Raw genomic sequence first — 18,788 nt, 5'->3', positions numbered from 1 at the left:
TTATCATATCGTTTTTAGCTTGTCAAGAACTTTTTTCAATCTTTTTTCGATTCACTTTACAATTCTTTGCGACAGTTTTGTTAGAATATCATATATTCTATACTTTGTCAATATTTTTCATTTTCTGAAAATTTGTTGTTATCACTCGTTATTGTCCAGTCAAGATTTTAAATTATCTTTCTCTTCTCAACAACAGCTTATATAGAATATCACAGTAAACATTATATGTCAACTGTTTTTTTATTTTTCTTTTCTATATCGATAATTATAATTATTGAATTTAACGGTGTAGTCTTTTTGATAAGCTATACTCTCTTTACAGGATTCCTCTGTAGAACAGGAGGAAATATGAGAAAACGAAAAACATTACAGGATTTGACAATTAAGGACAATTTTCTTTTTGGTGCAGTTATGAGTGTGGAGGAAAATTGCAAGGGATTTCTTGAGCTGGTGCTTGGAGTCCCCATTTCACAGGTAGTAGTGAGCAAGGAAAAGAGCATGATTTATCATCCGGAATACAAAGGTGTCCGCCCGGATATCTATGCAGAAGACGAGAACCGCACACATTACAACGTGGAAATACAGATAAAGAAAAAGAAATCCCCGGGAAAACGCAGCCGGTACTATCACAGCCAGATGGTAATGGAAGCGCTGGCAAGCGGGGAAGATTATGAAACCCTGCCGGATACGTTTGTGATTTTTGTCTGTGATTTCGACCCATTTGGAGAGCATTTATATTGCTATACTTTTGGAAATGAGAAGGAAGTTCCAGCAGAACTTGTCAGATTCCTGAAATTTGTAACGGCTGATTCAGAAAAAAGCGAAGGGGATTTTCAGGATGAACTGGTGAAGCAGTTTCAGGAGACCATTCATAACATTAAAACAGACCGCGAGATGGGAGAGCTTGGAGATTTGAAGTTTTTATTTAAACTGGCAGCAAAAACAGACTCTATACAAAACTTTGTAGAAGAAGCAGAGAAGTATTTACAATCAAAAGAGAAAAAAGAATAAAGCCGGTGGTAATTCTGTACTGCCGAAGCACATCTGCCCCAATGCCATCTAAGGCATTGGGAGCTACAAAAGGGGCTATCGGGAAATAGATAGTTCCAAACAGGGGCAGATTTGACTCACATGAGTCAAATCTGCCCCTGAAATTTTTCCGTAAAAAGAGAAAAAGATGGCTAACGACAACCATCTCCTCTCCGTTCCATGTTATAATGGAACTATGCTAAAATAAGATTATTATAACCATTTTTTTGAATTAGGGCAACAGAAAATTAACTTTAGTTTCTTTGAATTGAATTTACCTGATGACGATCCAGTCTATACCCTGAAAAAAGTGATGGAGGAGTTAGATTTTTCTGGCTTGTTAGCCAATTGTTCAGATAAGGGAAGAATAGGGTACAATCCAATTATGATGTATGCTGTAGTTACTTATGCAAATATGCGTGGGGTAAGAGCTGTTGACCGTATCGTAGAATTATGTGAAAGAGACCTTGCTTTTATCTGGCTTACCAAAGGCCAAAAACCCAAAAGGGATGCTTTTTATGAATTTAAAAACAAAAAGCTGACAGCTGATGTATTGGATGAACTGAACTATCAGTTTCTTCGTCGTCTGCAAAAAGAAGGATTCATCACGTTAAAATCTCTTTTTATTGATGGAACAAAAATTGAAGCCAATGCAAACCGCTATACGTTTGTATGGAGAGGAACACTGAACTACCATCTTGCAGGATTATTAGATACCGTTGATTCGGTGTATCAGAAGTATAATGCTCTGATTGACAAAAATGAATATGGCATCAAATATGACATTCCCCATGCTCATATGTTTGTGATAGAAGGAATGGAAAAAGTAAGGGATGTCATTGAAAAGAACCGGACAAGGAAACTGACAAAACATAAAAAATTATCAAATAATACAATCATCGAAATTGACAACTGTTCTCCGCTGGAGATTCTGAAACTCCAGAAAAATCTGATGCAGATCGCGGAGCAGGAACACATTACGTTTGTTTATGGAAAAGGAAAGAGAAAATCGGAAATCCAGCAGCTATATGAGGAACTGGAAAGCTGCGGTGAACGTCTCATGGGATATAAAGAGTGTTTTGAAATCATGGGAAAGGATCGGAACAGTTATTCCAAAACAGATTTAGAGGCCACCTTTATGCGGATGAAAGAGGACCATATGAAGAACGGACAGTTAAAGGCCGCATATAATGTCCAGATAGCAGTAGAGAATTATTTTATTGTCCAGGCTTATGTAAGCAATGACCGGACAGATTATAATACATTGATTCCTGTGTTAGAAAAGCACAAAAATACGTTTGGAGAAATTTGGGAGGAAGTAACTGCCGACAGCGGTTATTGTAGTGAAAAGAATCTTCTGTACTTAAAGAAACATAAAATCTCCAGTTATATTAAGCTGCAGGATCATGAAAAACGGAAAACACGTGCATACACGGAAGAGATTGGAAAGTATTACAACATGAAAACGCAGATATTTGAGGATGAACTTTATTATATCTGCCATAATGGAAGAGAACTTCATCATATCAGGACAGAGAAAAAAGAACAGGCTGGTTATACACAAACCTTTGAGGTGTATGGATGTTCCGATTGCAGTGGCTGCATACATAAAGAAAAATGTCTCTATAAGTATGATGCTGAAAAAGATGCAGAGAAAAATAAGGTCATGAAGATCAATGAACAATGGGAAGCTTTAAAGGAAGAATCCCATGCGAACATCCAGAGTGAGAAGGGGATATTAAACCGTCAGATCCGTTCCATTCAGACAGAAGGACATTTCGGAGATATCAAAGAAAATGATAACTTTCGAAGATTCAACTGCCGAACAGCAGAGAAGGTTTATAAAGAATTCATGCTGTATGCGATTGGAAGAAATATCAATAAATATCATCGTTTTCTTCATGAAGAGATCAAAAAATTTGAAGGAAAAACTAAGGAAAAGACTGCTTAGAAAAAGAGTGCTTTTAAAAATGCAGTTGAGGAGTTTTTGCGCCCTAAAATACATACCGAAAAGAAAAAATACAAATCTCCTATAGAAGATCAGGTATCAAAAATACTGATTACTACAGGAGATTCGTATTTTAAGATTTAGAAACTAAAAAACGGTATTAACCGATAGTCCCCACTTTCTTACTGCCTTTTCCTCTTACAAAGTAACATCGCTCCCCCTGACACTGCAAGCAGCCCCAGAAGTATCACCACATGGCTTTCATCTCCAGTCTGGACTCCCTGGTTCCCCGCTGGTTTTCCTGTTGTACTATCGTCGCCATTATTATTTACATTTGTTCCCGGCACCTGTGTCTGTGCCGTTTTAATTTTTACTACTGCTTCGTCAAATTTCTTTGCATCCGCTTTAGAACCCGCTTTTACCTTCACTTCTCCTGCTGCCTCTGCCTTGCTGACATATAAAGTTCCCTTTTCATCTATATAGGTATCTTCATGATGTTTTCCTACAAGTTCCCAGGAAACTTCTTTGGAAAATTCTCCTTTTCCCTTCACATCAACTGTAAACTGTTTTGATTCCCCTGCTTTTAATTCTGCTTTCTCCGGTACTATTTCTACAGCTTCTATTTCCCAACCTGAAGTATCCGGATTTTCTGGTTGCTGTGGTTTTTCCGGTTCCCCCTGGGTTGGCGGCTGCGGCTCTTCCTTTGTTTTTACAGCAATCCCCTGAGTTGCCTTTTTGGTAATACCCTCATATGTATAGCTGATAACCATTTCTTTATCGCTTACTTTTAGCGTTTCCTCACTGTAGCTGATTTCTCCGGTTACATCCTTTGTGTTTCCATCACTGAATTTCGCTTCTACTTCCATTCCTTTTGGATTGAAAGTTTCTCCTTCTGTATAGGCTGTCTTTTCCGGTGCTTTCTGAATGGATATGCTTTCTAACAGCACAGCCTGCGGTGGTTCTGGTTTTTCCGGCTCTTCTCTCTGATACTCAGCCGCACCAATATCCGGTTTTCCGCTGATTATGCTTTCTCCAAAGAAATCCCTGTCATATGACACACCCGGTACTTCTGGGAAGTTGTTTCCCATAATGCAATCTATGCTGGGATATTTTTTATTATCTTTCACCTTTTCAAAAAACTCTCTTGGAGAATAGTTTCGGCCATCTACCAGTTTGCTTCCGCCAAAATGCTTCCATGCTTCATCTACAGTAAGCCCTTTATCAATCAACGCAGAGCCCTCCTGCAATTTATAACCGTCCAACAATCCTGAACTTCCTGTTACAGCATCTTTGCCTTCATGAGTTTCCGGAGCGCTTCCTAATTCGACAATTCCCAAATCCTCTGCCTGCAAAGGCTTGGCATCTGCCTCAAAAGCGCTCATGCCTCCTGTATAGGCATTGTTATAAATTTTCATGTGTTCCTGAACCAAACCAATTCCCTGGGCATCACCGCCATAGGCTTTCTGTCCCTGAGGATAGCTAAACACATTGTTAAATGCAAATCCATCATTTACCCCCACTCCGGCTCCTGTATTAGACAGGAAAAATACACCTTTGTCTAAAACCTGATTCGAGTAAATGGTATTGTTATAAATCATGGTACCTTTTGGAAGTCCCTGTGCAAATTCAAATGTTTTATCCCTGTCATTCTGACTGATATTATAGCGAACCGTTGCTCCTGTATGAGGATATCCGCCCATAATCAGCATAAAACCGCCTTCATTGTTATGGCTATAGTTATACTGCATAACAGAATTGGAAGAGGCATGGTCACAGTCCAGACCCTGTCCGTCTGTTGTTCCATGAGTTTCATAAGCTTCATTATACTGCAGCACTGTATTTGCTGCTTCAAATGGCCAGATTCCCACATTATACCCCGTATTCTGGAAACGGCAGTCCTTTGCCAGATTATGTTCAATCAACGCACCGTCTGTATCTCTGACTGTAATACCGTCACCGCCTATGTATTCCATATAGTTATTTTCCACAACAACATTTGTAGACGGGTACCAGTTCACAGGTACGCCCGGGTCGTTCTTTTCCCACTGATTACACCACTGAGAGCTCACCAGCTTAATCGCAGAGCGGTCTACTCGCTCAAAGGTACAGCCGGAAATGCGCACATTATCATATTTACTCGGAATTCCGGCCAAAACACCATTCTGAATATTTGTTTTTACATCAAAGAAAATTCCGCCATTCCATTTCAGATTAATATTGCCATTGATATCATGAATGTAGCAATCTTCAATCACAATACCTGATGCAGTTCCGAAATCCCTAATGGATACGTTCATTGCCCTCAACGGTTTTTCTTTGTTATTGCTTCCGTTCAGTTTAAATTCTGTGCTGTACTTTTTGTCCAAATTCGTAATTTCCAGATTTCTGATTTCTACATATTCCTGATTGTAAAGAGAAACTACATTTTCAACCTGTCCGTTTCCTTCCAGTCTGGGAAGTTTTCCTTCTCCATAAGCGCTGATTTCAATGGGCTTTCCTTCTGCTCCCATACCCTGAAACGCCAGTTGCTGTCCAACAAATACACTTCCTCGCTTCAGTAAAATTTTATCTCCCGGCACAAAGGAACCGTATTCTTTCACCCTGTTCAGAGATTTCCATGCTGTTTTCTCAGAAGTTCCCTCTGCACTGTCATCTCCGTTTTCAGAATCTACATAAAAAGTTTTTCCTTCTCTTAATTTGTCTGTTTCAAAAATAGCCTTTACTTTCAAAGAGCTGTAATCACCTGCAGGCATAAGGAAGGCACCATCTTGAATCTGCACGTTTTCCATGCCTTCTACCTGGTATTCCTTTAAACGATAACCTGCTTTTGCTATTGCCGTCAGAGTCACTCTCTGCCCTTCTTCAGCTTCTTTTATATCGCTGCTGGCAACTCCCGCCTTATGTTCTGTATCTTCCGTCCCATTATAAATAGAAATCACTTCGACAGGCTTCTTCTCACAAATCTGCTCAATCAGAAGATTATCGAAAGCAACAGGCGCACCCGGCGTCATATTGATAAGCTGTACTCCCGGCTTCATACCCTTCCAATTTTCCTGGTCTGTGTAGTTCAAAATTTCTTTTCCATTAATAAATACTGTAACTTTATTCTCTACAACTTCTATAACCACATGAGCCGGTTTATCGGTCAGCTGGAAGTTGCCTTTTTTCAATTCCTTATTTTCTCCGTTATAAAACCGACGCAGCATAGCGCTTCCCTGAGAATTGATTGCCACAACATAGCGGGAATCAAAGCTTCCTCCATCTCGGAAAGAAATCTGCAGAGTTCCACCCGCATCTGTTGTTCTTCTGGCGTCAACAGAAATACGGTATCCTTTCTTACCATCAAGTTTCTTCCAGTCTACCACAGGGCTGTAAGCATTTGCATTTTTTCCAGATGGAACATCAACGAAAAGCTCTCCTTCTGACACTCGAATTCCTTCAGGAAGTGTTCCCGGATTTCCGCCGAAATCCTCAAAGAAAATCTCATATTTTCCCGGCTTTCTTGTTTCAAAATATGCCTTTACTGTAATTTCAGGAAATTTTTCGTTCAACTGAAAGCGATTATTTTCAATAGGAACCAGATTATCTGTACTGGTTTCGTATTTTGCAAACACATAACCATGATTTGCCTTGGGCGTCAGATTAATCCACTCTCCGGAATACCCGGACAATTTATCTGCTGTGAGCGTACCCCCTTTATGCTCTGGGTCAAGCTTTCCATCTGTATAAGTTTCCAGCTTAACTGTACATTCCTTTCCGCTTAACTCCTCATTGGTAGTAACCAAAAGATTGTCCAGCGCAAAGTCCTGTAACGGAAACTGCCCCGCTATAAACAGTCTTCCTTTCTCCATTTTACCGATTTCTTCGTGGCTGGCTGTGATAATCTGTTTTTCGTCCAGCCATGCGGTAATAGCATTCCCTTTCACCTCTATCGCCAGCTTATGCTGTCCCTGGCTGACCTCTGCCGCTGCTTCTCCGTATTTGGTATCCACGGAATTCCCTGTCACTTTCTCTAAAAACACTTTGTTGTTCGGAAAATCAAAGCGCAACTGTAGTCTTTGTTTATCAAATCCATCCTGCGCCTTAAATCCTATTTTCGCATTGCAGTTTTTGTTTTCTGTGCCTATTATCAGATCCGTCTGAAGCAGAAAATCATTTGCTGAGAGAATGCCTGCGGATTTCATGGCATTATTTCCCCCACCGCCTTTGATAGTCGCCTGTCCGTTTTCAATTTTCACACTACTGGGATTATTTATCTGCCAGCCCGACGCATTATCAAAATTATCCTTTAACAATTCCCTCTTTCCCGGTTGAGGAACGGAAGCTCCCTCTGCTTCCACTTGAAACTGCTCCGCTTCTTCACTCTCCGTTTCTGTTTCTTCCTCCGGCACGGTTGTTTCTGTTTCCGGCAATACTTCATCTGCCCCTGTATGGATTTCTGTATCCGGAACAGTTGGGTTTTCCGGCAAAACTGTATCTTCTTCCGGATTTACTGATTCCGGTACAGTTTCCTCTGTTTCCGGCAGGATTCCTTCTTCCCCTTCCACTGCGTCTTCCTGTATTTCTTGAGATTGCTCTGCCACAGATAAATCCGGTGATACCTCGGCTGCCAATGCATAACTTGGCATACTTCCCGTCAAAAGTGCCGCTGTTAATGCAGCACACGAAATTCTTTTTGCTATACGCTTCATTCATATCCTCCTCATCGAAAGTCCTGAATTTCAGACTTTGAAATCTTTTCATTTAATTCTTTCTCAAATTTTTCTGCAGCACACTGCTCCAAAACCGCACCCGAAACCTCTTCATACAGAAGATATTCTCCCGCTTCCCTTTTGGTACAAATTAGCTGCTTTTCTTCCCCGTTGCTGCCCGTCCAGTTTGTCTGTCCTCCTTCCTCCAACTGCAGCAGTTTATTTGCAAGTTCTTCGTCCGCCTCTGTCATGGCTCGAACATTACTGTCATTAAGTTCAACAATGCCCTCATAAATTATTTTTCCTTCCTGCCAGACTGTATATTGGGCGGTAAAAGAATCCACCTGCCTGTAATGCTCCCGGTGGGTTTCGTAAAAAACCTCTAGTTCCTCCGGTGTTGTCCGTTCCATAATTCTTTCTTTTAATGCCTGCTCACATTCCCCTATAAGGCGTTTATAATATTGCATGGGTGTGAATTCCACCGGTCCGTATACCGGCTCTCCTTTTTCGTGAAGTGCTTTTCTTTCCTTATTTTCCTTATCCAAAGCTTCCAAAAAGGAATCATAGGAAAACCTGTCTATTATTTTCTCCTGTTCTGCCCAGTCCCATATCACTCTTGCCCGCACCGCTCTATCTTTATCTCCATCATAGAATTCCAACTCTTCCTGCGTTATCGGCTCTTCATTTACAATAAGAGGATATTTTACTCTTCCTGCTTCCCGGAAAAGAAAAAAAGCAGACAACAGAACAGCTATGAACACTGCCCCGGCCCAAAGTTTCTTCTTTCTCCCAGACAATCTATTCCCTCCCTTTTTCTCCACAACAAGTTACTTTAGTTATTTTTTATAATTATTATACAAAAGAAGAAATAAAATAGATATTGCTTTTTCTCCTAATATTTACATTCTGTTTTTGTAAGTTTTTTACATACATTCGCCTTTTCTCCTCTGTTTTTCATAGATAAACATCACTTATCCTTAAAGTTTTTGAAATCTTTTCGTCCATTTCACATTATTATTTTTCATAATCATTATCTTCTATATAAACTTTTAAATTTAGGGATTTTCTTTTTAGATATGAATAATCGAATATAGATAGTTTTATAATATAATTAATTGAACCTTTAAAATATTGAACCCCACCTGCCTGGGAGGGTTTTCACTTGTGAAATTCCGCTTTCTAAAGCCGCAAAAACCCCGGCATGGATATAACTCCACACCGGGGTTTTCTATTTCATCTATTACTGAGCTAATTTAACAGGATTAACCTTTACGCTTGGTCCCATTGTGGAAGCCAGAGATACGCTCTTTAAGAACACACCTTTTAACGCGCTTGGTCTAGCCTTGTTGATAGCTCCCATAAGCGTCTGGAAGTTGTCCGCTAACTGCTCCTCTGTGAAAGAAGCTTTTCCGATTGGCACGTGAATGATATTTGTTTTATCAAGACGATATTCAATCTTACCAGCTTTGATATCCTGGATAGCTTTAGCAACGTCCATAGTTACTGTACCAGCTTTTGGGTTTGGCATTAAGCCTTTAGGTCCGAGAACACGTCCCAGACGTCCAACAACGCCCATCATATCCGGTGTAGCAACAACAACGTCAAAGTCTAACCATCCTTCGTTCTGAATCTTCGGAATTAAATCCTCAGCTCCTACGAAGTCTGCACCTGCTGCCTGTGCTTCGTCAGCTTTTGCGTTCTTAGCAAATACTAATACGCGAACAGTCTTACCTGTTCCGTGAGGCAGTACAACTGCACCACGAATCTGCTGTTCTGCATGACGTCCATCACAGCCTGTTCTGATATGAACTTCGATTGTTTCGTCAAATTTAGCTACGGCTGTTTTCTTTACTAAAGAAATGGCCTCTGCTGGGTCGTATAAATTTGTACGGTCAACTGCTTTTGCAGCCTCTGCGTATTTTTTTCCGCGTTTCATATAAATAACCTCCTAGTGGTAATTGCGGGAATGTCCCTCCCACGTTTGTTGATAGTCACAAAACTAATTATTCTTCTACTGTAATACCCATACTTCTTGCAGTTCCGGCAATCATGCTCATAGCTGCCTCTAAGGATGCTGCATTTAAGTCCGGCATTTTCATTTCTGCAATTTCCTGGATTTTCGCTTTAGAAATTGTAGCTACTTTTGTTTTGTTTGGAACGCCTGAACCAGATTTGATGTTGCAAGCTTTCTTTAATAAAACTGCAGCCGGCGGAGTTTTTGTAATGAAGCTGAAGCTTCTGTCCGCATATACTGTAATAACAACAGGGATGATTAAATCTCCTTTGTCTGCTGTTCTTGCGTTAAATTCTTTTGTAAACTGTACAATGTTTACACCGTGCTGACCTAAAGCAGGACCAACTGGTGGTGCTGGTGTTGCCTTTCCAGCAGGAATCTGTAATTTAATGTAACCTGTTACTTTCTTTGCCATTTTCGGCACCTCCTATAATGTGGTAATTGCGGGAATGTCCCTCCCACGAGCCATGTGACATTATGACCCTTGCATACTGTTTACTGTTTTGTCTTATGAAAGACTCTTTACTTCTGCGAAACTTATTTCTACCGGCGTTTCGCGGCCAAACAGCTCAACACTGATTGTCACAATCTGTTTTGCTTCGTTAATACTCTGAACAACGCCCACAGTATCTTTCCAAACACCGCCTGTGACAACAACACTGTCGCCTTCTTCAAAGTCAACTTCCACTTCTCTGACCATTGAAATGCCGAGAGCGTCAATTTCCTTTTCCGTCAGCGGAACCGGCTTTGAACCCGGACCAACAAATCCTGTAACACCGCGGGTGTTTCTTACAACATACCATGTGTCATCATTCATTACCATATGAATCAGGACATAACCGGGAAACATCTTCTTCTGAACCTGCTTTTTCTCGCCGTTCTTCAGTTCCACTACGTCCTCCATAGGTACACGGACTTCTAAAATCTGGTCCTCCAGGTGTCTGTTCTCTATTGTCTTATCAATGTTGGCTTTTACCTTGTTTTCATACCCTGAATAGGTATGAACAACATACCAATTTGCTTCTGACATTCTAATTCACCTTGTCCTTACTTAATAATTAAGTTCAGCAGCTGCAGAATCCCGCTGTCGATAACAGCAATGAAAACCCCCAGTACAGCAGTGATAGACACTACCGCAACGGTCTGCTTTACAAGAGTCTGCTTATCAGGCCAGACTATTTTTTTAAATTCTGCCTGAAGTCCTTTGGTCCAGTTCTTTTTTGGAGCTTTCTGCTTTTTTTCTGCTTCCATAAATTCACCCTCTTAAACCTGATTATTTGGTTTCTTTGTGTAATGTATGAGCTTTACAGAATTTGCAGTATTTCTTTGTCTCCAAACGTTCCGGATGATTCTTTTTTTCCTTTGTCATGTTGTAGTTACGCTGTTTACATTCCGTACATGCCAATGTGATTTTTACGCGCACGACTTCTCCACCTCCATGTGTCTTTTATCGCTGACAGCTTCACAGGGCTGTCATTATGCAACGTCTTGTTACCGCGACCAGATACCTCTTTTCATATGTAGTCTATCAGAATCCTTCTGAAAATTACGCACAAAAAAAAGACCTGCTTCCATTGTCGCTTTGTAAGCGTAACATAGACGAAGGTCTTTGTCAAGTTATTCTTTCTCAGGATGCAGGATTTCGTACTCCCCATAGACTTTTCCCAGAATTTCGCCCAGACAGCAAAGCTCCTCTTCTTTTTCTACAACAATGTCCGGCTCCATAACATTAAGCGCTCGCAATTTACAGACACTGCCCTTACGGTAAAGCGTGCGTATATAACAAACGCCCCGAAAGCAGAATATACCTATTTCATTGTGCGCAGCAGCCGCAGAGGATACAGCAAGAATATCCTGTTTTTGAAACACCGGTTCATATCTGTCAATCTGAATCTGAAAACAATAATCTGTCCCCTCTGGAATATTTTTCTCTCTGGCCCGGATTTTCCCTGCGTATTCCTGCAGAAGAAATCCCGCATTCCGCTTCCTGCTTCCCGGAAAATAACATTCCAGCATAATCCAGCGCTGTGACATCATGCGCTCATATTCTTCGTTTATCACAATTCGCACAAGACGTTTTCCATTTTCCGTAAGTTCCCGATATTTTCTGACAGATGCCTGCTCCTCCTCACTCATATTCTTTTTATAATTCTTCTCAATCAAGTCGTCCGAAATATAATCTGCGTATAAGTAATTTGCATCTGTTCCCAGGTTTTTCATCAATGAAATCAGAAGTTCCGGCTTCGGAACACTGATATTATTTTCATAGTTTGCAACAGCGGAGGGTGTAACATGTAATTTTTCCGCCAGTTCGTTCCTTGTAAGTCCCAATTCCACCCTGCGCTTGCGAACCCTTTCCCCAATCCCCATAGTAGCCTCCCGCAAATCCGCTTTTTACTTGTTCCTTTCTATATTATAATAGAAGTTGTTTATAGAAAAAATCATACTACAATTTTCTTGTAAAAACAATGTTTTTCATCAAACTTCCTGTAAAAAATGCATTGACTTTTCCTGCAATATAACGTAAACTGTAAATATAGCTTAAGGATATGGCAAAGTTACATATTGTGGGTGAAAGATATGGACATCAAACATCAAATCATCGACTTACTTCAAAGAGCAAATTATCATCAGATGAAATGCATCTATGAGTTTATCAAATCCCTGACCCAATCCCTTTAATTCTGTACACTGCTTGAAAAAAGCAGCGTCGCCACTTTCTGAAGAGAATTCCATTCTTCTTCTGTCAGTTTAGACAGCATAAGCAGGAATTTCTTCTGAAATGAGTTGTCTTCTTCTCTTAAGAGCTGCCCGAACCACCTGGACAATTCCAAATCCGGTGTAATGTCTATATACATCTCACCTTCACCTGTACGCAGCCATTCTTCATTCACTCCAAACTCTCTGCATATGGACAGAAGCACTGCTTCAATCGGAACCCGTACACTGGTTTCATAGGTAGCAATCGTATTCCTGGAAACGCCGATTCGGTTTGCAAACTGCTGCTGCGTCATTCCGGCATTCTTCCGAATTGCTTTTATTCTGTTTTTCAAATTTGTCAATACCCCTTTAATGTATTTTTTGTATAGTGACCTAACTATAGTAATGGATATCTGTTTTGTTGTCAACAAATTTATGTTGACATACGTCGCAAAAAGACATATAATTGTCTCATTGAGACATTTTACATTTCATACATATCATGTTCCATTTTAATGTTTAGTAATGAATACCCATAGAAAGGACGACTCAGAAAAATGAGAAATGACATCGTTGACATTTTATTAGAAATTGGCATACCGGCAGGCGTAAAAGGTTTTACCTATATTTATGACGCCTTGGAACTCTTTGACACCGATACCTATTACAGCAATGGAAAAATCTGCTCTCTGTATGCCGATATCGCAAAGAAAAGAGGCACTACCGCTTCAAGTGTAGAGCGAGCCATACGGCATGCCTTTGAAACCGCCACAACCAAAGGAAATCGTGAAGTCGTAGAACAATACCTGGATTTAGTAAACACCCAAAATTCTAACTTGCTGAGAACACTTTATCTGAGATTAAAACAAAAAGAAAAACGGCATCATATTCCCGAAAACGGATGTACTATGCAAAATTGTATTTACAAACAGCAGATTTATCAGGAAGCCGTAGACAAAGTTTCTGCTGAAATGAGTTCTTACCTTTTTAAACTAATCGAATCCACCAGAAAGAATCCCGAAACCGTTGACCAGCTCCTTGGACTTTATTAATATCTCTTGCAGGCGACAGACAGCATTAAAAAATACTGCCTTTCTCCTAACTGGAGAAGGCAGCATCTCTTGCATGTTTCATCAAAGTTTCCAAAACTTCATCTGCACATCCGTAGTATTCCTGTATCATTTGAAGTTCCCTTGTAATACTTGTATTGCTCACAGTTCGATTATCCGTGTTTATGGTAACCGGTATTCCTTTTTTCAAAAACAGAAACAATGGATACTCTTCCATACTTTGTACTGCTTTTGTCTGGAGATTGCTTACCGGACACATCTCAAAAGGGATTTTGTGCTGTACACAGTATTCCATCAGCCTGGGGTCTTTTCTAGCTGCGATTCCGTGTCCGATTCTGGAAGCGCCCAGTTCCAAGGCGTCCCAAATACTCTGGGCATTTTGACATTCCCCTGCATGAATGGTAAAGGGAATACCTAGCTCTTTCGCAGTCTGGAACATGACCGCCTGCTGCCTTACCGGAAAGGCGGCCTCGTCTCCCGCCAAATCCACGGCGCAGACACCATGACCATAATATTCCTTTGCTGCCTTTACCAATTCCACATTTTTCTCCCAAGGCATGTGGCGCATACCGCAAAGAATCAAATTCCCCCTTATGCTATACGCTTCTTCCCCCTGCTTCAATCCTTTTAGAGCTCCTTCTATAATCTGGCGAAGAGACAACCCTTCTCTCACAGAAAGCATGGGTGCAAAACGGATTTCTATATATACCACCCGTTCTGCAGCAGCAGTTTTCATGACATCTTTTACCGCCTCAGTAAAATTCTCCTCTGTCACAAGACATTCCAGAGGCAAATCAAACTTCGTCAGATACTCCGCCAGACTTTTGCAGTTAAAATCAGCCAAAAGACGCTCCTTGAGATTTTTTTCTTCCAGAGAAATCCCTACCTGTTCTGCCATGGTACGAATACAATCCACAGAAAGCGAGCCGTCCAGATGACAGTGCAAATCATATTTTTGTAATTCCTGTAAAAAGCTCATAACAGTTCCTCCTGTTTTCTGCTCACACTTTTCTTAATATATACTGTAACACGATTTGCACTTTTTTACTACCATTTCGGTTTTATGCCCGGACAATGACGTACTTTCATAGCCGCACGCATTTCAACATAACAGCCGCATATTCTGCACATCCCGGAAATCAAATTCTCACAGTTTCTGCACAACTCCAGCCTGCTCTGGTATTCCGCCTCTGACACCTTATCCTCCTTGGACAGATTATCAATATAAGCGTACATGTTTGCGAAATATTCTTTTTCCTCCATATCCCGCAGAAGGCATTTCTTACATATCCTCTGGATATTATCCGGCATTTTATCTCACCTCTAAATGTACCACACTGCATTTTGGGATTGTAAATTTCAATCCTCCCTCTGTAAGCTCTGCTTTATCAAAGGTTTCCACTGTTACAGTCTCCGGCTCTTCAAAGGTATTCTTCGCATGCATTTCTCCTGTGACGATTTCTCCCCGCACCTGTGATACTGCTTTATCCAATATGGTGGTATCAATTTCATAATCCTCTTCCAAAGACAGATTTGTAAGTGTAATATGCAGCGTACCATCTTCTGCCACAGAAACAGATTCTGTCAGATTCGGCACATTCCACTCTCCTGTGCCAATGGTTTTCGTCTCCATATGGCTGTCCAGAAGTTCTGCATCCTGGTGATGTTTATACATATTAAAAATATGATAAGTTGGTGTTTTCACCATCTTTTCACCTTCTGTCAAAAGCACTGACTGCAGAACATTGACCATCTGAGCCAGGTTTGCCATTTTCACCCTGTCGCTGTGTTTATTAAAAATATTCAGGGTAATTCCTGCCACCAGAGCGTCACGCATGGTATTCTGCTGATAAAGAAATCCTGGATTTGTGCCAGGTTCGCAGGTATACCAAGTTCCCCACTCATCTACAATCATGCCGATTTTTTTCTCTGGGTCATAAGTATCCATAATAGCCCCGTGACGCTGAATCAATTCCTCCATATACAAAGCCTTATTTAAGGTTTTGTACCATACTGTTTCGTCAAAATCTGTAGCACTTCCTTTCACATCCCATCCTTCCGGGTGCACATAATAGTGCAGAGAAAGCCCGTCCATAAAACCATGCTGGAAAGGAAGAGAATGACGAAAACAGGTATCCAGAACCTCTTTTGTCCATTCATAATCATCTACATTTGCACCACAGCAAATTTTCTCAATATGCTCTCCTGCCTTATAATCTCTGATAAAAGTCTGGTATCTGCGGTATTCATTGGCATAAAAATCCGGATTCATATTGCCGCCGCAGCCCCAGCTTTCATTTCCCACACCAAAAAAATCTACTTTCCACGGTTTCTCGTGTCCGTTCTTTGCACGAAGCTCTGCCATAGGAGAAACGCCTTCAAAAGTCATGTATTCTACCCATTCGGACATTTCCTGAACCGTACCGCTTCCCAGATTTCCATTGATATAGGTTTCGCAGCCAAGTTGCTCACACAATTCAAAAAATTCATGGGTTCCGAAACTGTTGTCCTCTACCACTCCGCCCCAGTGAGTATTAATCATCTTTTTCCTTGTTTCTTTCGGTCCTATACCGTCTTTCCAGTGATATTCATCCGCAAAGCAGCCGCCCGGCCAGCGCAGAACAGGCACTTTCATTTCCTTCAGGGCCTCCACCACATCACATCTCATGCCATTGACATTCTCAATAGGGGAGTCTTCTCCCACATAAATCCCTTCGTAGATACATCTTCCCAGATGTTCCGAAAAATGTCCGTAAATTTCTTTGTTGATTTTGCTTACTTTCTTTTTTGTGTTAATTACAAGTCTTGCCATGTGCTTTTCTCCTTTTCTACTCTTCTATTGCGTTAAGGCCACTTCCCCAGACAGACACTCCTGTTTCACTGCACAGGGCAGTAAACGTCATAACATACTTTTTGCCGTCCTCGTCCCATTGCTTTAAATAAACACCTTTATAACTTTTTCCATCAAGCTCCAGCTCTATCTTACAATCCTTTTTGAGATTCCAGGTGCCTTCTGCCGCCCCCTTTATCTTTCCATCCGTGCAAAGTTGAATTTCATCTGATTCTGCCATATCTGCCGAAATCTCTCTGCCATGATTGATAAATTTATAATTTCCTGCAAGTTCTTCCTTTGTATATTCTTTCAAAGATTCCTCTGTATATCGGTAAGGCGCAATCACCGGCCAGCCATCTTCATTGAAAAACATTTGGTGTACGCGAACCTCATGTTCTTCACCCCTGTTCTCAAATCTGGTGTGATAAATAATGAAATATCGGTCTGTCTCTTCCTGATAAATACAAGAATTATGTCCTGGCGAAAGGTATCCTTCCCTTTCCTCTCCCTCTTCGCCTTCTTTCCATAAAAACTTATAGCCACCCATTAACTTCGTGCCATACAAAGCTGCTGTTGCATCACTAAAAGATGTCCCTGCTGCCCCTTTACAATCCTCCATTTCCTGTCCCATGGAGTCAACATAGGGACCGTCTGGATTTTCAGACCTGCACACCCGGATGTTATATCCTCCGGTAGAATCCAATCCTCCAAAGGAAAGAAACATGTAATAATATCCTGTTTCTTCATTATATATAATGTACGGCGCCTCTATCCTAAGATGATTGCCGCCCAATAGTTTTTTCCCATAGCCTGTTTCCAGGGGCAGACCCGTTTCCGGATTCATTTCTTTTATGAAAATTCCGCCCGAATAAGAACCGTAAACCATCCAGAGTTTTCCCTCTGCGTCATAAAAGATACATGGGTCTACCGTATTAGGGTCCGTGGTTGCCTGATACAAATTACCATCCTCGTCTTTTTCTTCTGCACCCATTCCGGATTTCAACATCAGCCCCTCGTTAATATATGGACCTGCTACTGTGTCAGAAACCGCTGTTCCGAGACAGGAAACCGGGGCATCTCCTTGACAGTTACAATAATACAAATGAAATTTCCCGTCTGCCAGCTTTGCCACATCCGGAGCCCAGAACGTATTGCTGTGAGACCATTCAAATGCCTCTTTCATATTCAGATACACATCCGGGATAACGGAATTATCATTCTTCACTCCCTGATTCACATATTCCCAATTCATAAAATCATCGGTTTTCGCTACTGCCAGATGAGAACCAAAAATATAATAACTTCCATCATCTCCCTGCACAACCGACGGGTCATGAACAGATACCTCTTTAAATTCTTTCTCGAAAGCTTTATCTGCCTTTAACTTTTCTTTTTGTCCACAGCCAGCCATGCCAACACACAGGGTCATTGTCAGATATAAAATTGCTTTTTTCTTCATGCTACCTCCTTTTACTCCCGCAGATACAAAACAAAACGACTCAACTCTGCTTATAATGCAGAATATTGAGCCGCTTCTATCTTCTTTACATTTGACTATATGCAATCCGAACCTTAATGTCCTGATTGTAATTTCCGAATCCACTGCCGAAAATTGTGATGCCGCCTACATTTTTAGCATCTTCTTCAATCTGGAACTTAAATCGGATGGTACTCTTATAATCCAGATTAAATTTTCGGATATTAATATCCGATATTTTTAATCCATCTACAAAAGTTCCTTTCTTATTAATTACAATCATTTTCAAAAGTCCATATTGATTCCAATTCGGGAACCACCAATCCGGAGTGAAAATTCCCCGGACATCGCCATAATCTCCCGGACTTGTCCAGGTTCCGATTTTCTCATCATTTAAGTAAAAAGAAATATCGGAAGGCCAGTCGCTGTTGACTCCCGGCGCCTCTGAACTAATTTCGAGAGAAAGGGTAATTTGTTCTATCTTTGTTGCACTGGGCAAAAGATTGGGTATAATATATTCAATATAACCCTTTGTAAACCAGAGAATTCTTGCTTTAATTCTGTCCGGATGAGCAAAATATCTTGGATCATCAACTTCCCCTACCAAAGCCGTGTCTGTGGCTAAACCGCAGGTCGGATAAATTTCATAATCAGAATAATGTCCAACCCTCACTTCCGTGTTATAGATATTGTTTTCATCTTCCGCCTCTTTGCCCTCTACTTCCACCAGAATCTTATCCACATCGACTCTGCACAGCTTCTGATTCCCATGTCTGCCATGTTCTGTAATGACTTTAATTATGCCCGTCTCTTCAAGTTTCTTAATATGGCTGGTCAATGCACCATTCGTAATGCCCAAGCTGGATGCAAGTTCATTCATATTCATCTCTCGGTTTTCCAGCAGCAGTTTGACAATATTAATTCTGACTTCTGACCCCAATGCCTTGAATATCTCAAGACCCTCATCTAAGCTCTTAATATGTAACATTGCTTCTTCCCACTTTCCAGATAACCTTAAAAATTTTA

17 protein-coding genes are annotated in these 18,788 nt (G+C 40.9%); 3 read left to right on the top strand and 14 right to left on the bottom strand.

The features are described from left to right. Window positions 1-348 precede the first annotated feature (348 nt). Both WKT17_RS10930 and WKT17_RS10925 read left to right on the top strand, forming a co-directional pair. On the top strand, window positions 349-1,011 hold the full coding sequence (locus WKT17_RS10930) for an Rpn family recombination-promoting nuclease/putative transposase (protein ID WP_173749679.1): 663 nt from the start codon (window positions 349-351) through the stop codon (window positions 1,009-1,011). A gap of 265 nt (window positions 1,012-1,276) precedes the next feature. Then, window positions 1,277-2,980 (top strand): IS1182 family transposase, encoded by a 1,704-nt coding sequence (locus WKT17_RS10925; RefSeq protein ID WP_340272810.1) that lies wholly within the window; start codon window positions 1,277-1,279, stop codon window positions 2,978-2,980. 179 nt (window positions 2,981-3,159) lie between these two features. On the opposite strand, the gene WKT17_RS10920 is transcribed toward WKT17_RS10925, so the two are convergent. The 9 genes from WKT17_RS10920 to WKT17_RS10880 form a co-directional block, all read right to left on the bottom strand. After that, window positions 3,160-7,668 carry a right-handed parallel beta-helix repeat-containing protein gene (locus WKT17_RS10920; RefSeq protein WP_340272805.1) on the bottom strand — a complete coding sequence of 1,503 codons (4,509 nt, stop codon included), beginning with the start codon at window positions 7,666-7,668 and terminating at the stop codon, window positions 3,160-3,162. Between the two features lie 11 nt (window positions 7,669-7,679). Next, window positions 7,680-8,465: a hypothetical protein gene (locus WKT17_RS10915; protein WP_180211137.1), complete on the bottom strand. Its 786-nt coding sequence runs from the start codon at window positions 8,463-8,465 to the stop codon at window positions 7,680-7,682. 443 nt (window positions 8,466-8,908) lie between these two features. After that, window positions 8,909-9,604 (bottom strand): 50S ribosomal protein L1, encoded by a 696-nt coding sequence (rplA, locus tag WKT17_RS10910; protein WP_173749677.1) that lies wholly within the window; start codon window positions 9,602-9,604, stop codon window positions 8,909-8,911. Window positions 9,605-9,671: 67 nt separating this feature from the next. Next, on the bottom strand, window positions 9,672-10,097 hold the full coding sequence (rplK, locus tag WKT17_RS10905; protein ID WP_111920704.1) for a 50S ribosomal protein L11: 426 nt from the start codon (window positions 10,095-10,097) through the stop codon (window positions 9,672-9,674). Between the two features lie 93 nt (window positions 10,098-10,190). Beyond that, window positions 10,191-10,712 carry a transcription termination/antitermination protein NusG gene (gene nusG / locus WKT17_RS10900; RefSeq protein WP_173749676.1) on the bottom strand — a complete coding sequence of 174 codons (522 nt, stop codon included), beginning with the start codon at window positions 10,710-10,712 and terminating at the stop codon, window positions 10,191-10,193. 17 nt (window positions 10,713-10,729) lie between these two features. Then, the gene (gene secE, locus WKT17_RS10895; RefSeq protein ID WP_173749675.1) at window positions 10,730-10,933 is read right to left on the bottom strand and encodes a preprotein translocase subunit SecE; all 204 of its coding nucleotides are present in this window, start codon (window positions 10,931-10,933) and stop codon (window positions 10,730-10,732) included. 22 nt (window positions 10,934-10,955) lie between these two features. Beyond that, entirely contained in the window at window positions 10,956-11,105 is a 150-nt protein-coding gene (gene rpmG, locus WKT17_RS10890) for a 50S ribosomal protein L33 (protein ID WP_111920707.1), read from the bottom strand. 194 nt (window positions 11,106-11,299) lie between these two features. Then, the gene (locus WKT17_RS10885; protein ID WP_340272797.1) at window positions 11,300-12,052 is read right to left on the bottom strand and encodes a helix-turn-helix domain-containing protein; all 753 of its coding nucleotides are present in this window, start codon (window positions 12,050-12,052) and stop codon (window positions 11,300-11,302) included. 308 nt (window positions 12,053-12,360) lie between these two features. Next, entirely contained in the window at window positions 12,361-12,735 is a 375-nt protein-coding gene (locus WKT17_RS10880) for a helix-turn-helix transcriptional regulator (RefSeq protein WP_291683716.1), read from the bottom strand. A 204-nt stretch (window positions 12,736-12,939) separates the two neighbouring features. On the opposite strand from WKT17_RS10880, the gene WKT17_RS10875 reads away from it, so the two are divergent. Beyond that, window positions 12,940-13,434, top strand: coding sequence for a sporulation initiation factor Spo0A C-terminal domain-containing protein (locus tag WKT17_RS10875; protein WP_173749672.1), 495 nt, complete (start codon window positions 12,940-12,942; stop codon window positions 13,432-13,434). Between the two features lie 46 nt (window positions 13,435-13,480). On the opposite strand, the gene add is transcribed toward WKT17_RS10875, so the two are convergent. The 5 genes from add to WKT17_RS10850 form a co-directional block, all read right to left on the bottom strand. After that, on the bottom strand, window positions 13,481-14,431 hold the full coding sequence (add, locus tag WKT17_RS10870; RefSeq protein ID WP_173749671.1) for an adenosine deaminase: 951 nt from the start codon (window positions 14,429-14,431) through the stop codon (window positions 13,481-13,483). A gap of 68 nt (window positions 14,432-14,499) precedes the next feature. Continuing rightward, the gene (locus tag WKT17_RS10865) at window positions 14,500-14,763 is read right to left on the bottom strand and encodes a DUF6171 family protein (protein ID WP_180211136.1); all 264 of its coding nucleotides are present in this window, start codon (window positions 14,761-14,763) and stop codon (window positions 14,500-14,502) included. 1 nt (window position 14,764) lies between these two features. Then, a complete protein-coding gene (locus WKT17_RS10860; protein WP_291682420.1) occupies window positions 14,765-16,264 on the bottom strand; it encodes an alpha-N-arabinofuranosidase in 1,500 nt (499 codons plus the stop codon). 16 nt (window positions 16,265-16,280) lie between these two features. After that, on the bottom strand, window positions 16,281-17,744 hold the full coding sequence (locus tag WKT17_RS10855; protein ID WP_340272790.1) for a glycoside hydrolase family 43 protein: 1,464 nt from the start codon (window positions 17,742-17,744) through the stop codon (window positions 16,281-16,283). A gap of 85 nt (window positions 17,745-17,829) precedes the next feature. After that, window positions 17,830-18,750: an ArsR/SmtB family transcription factor gene (locus WKT17_RS10850; protein WP_291682422.1), complete on the bottom strand. Its 921-nt coding sequence runs from the start codon at window positions 18,748-18,750 to the stop codon at window positions 17,830-17,832. Window positions 18,751-18,788: the final 38 nt, after the last annotated feature.

The organism is Blautia sp. HCN-20427 (assembly GCF_037890365.1).
In the GTDB taxonomy this organism is placed as follows: Bacteria; Bacillota; Clostridia; order Lachnospirales; family Lachnospiraceae; genus Blautia.
Note: the sequence above shows the minus strand (reverse complement) of the source record. Positions and strands in the feature narration are given on the sequence as shown.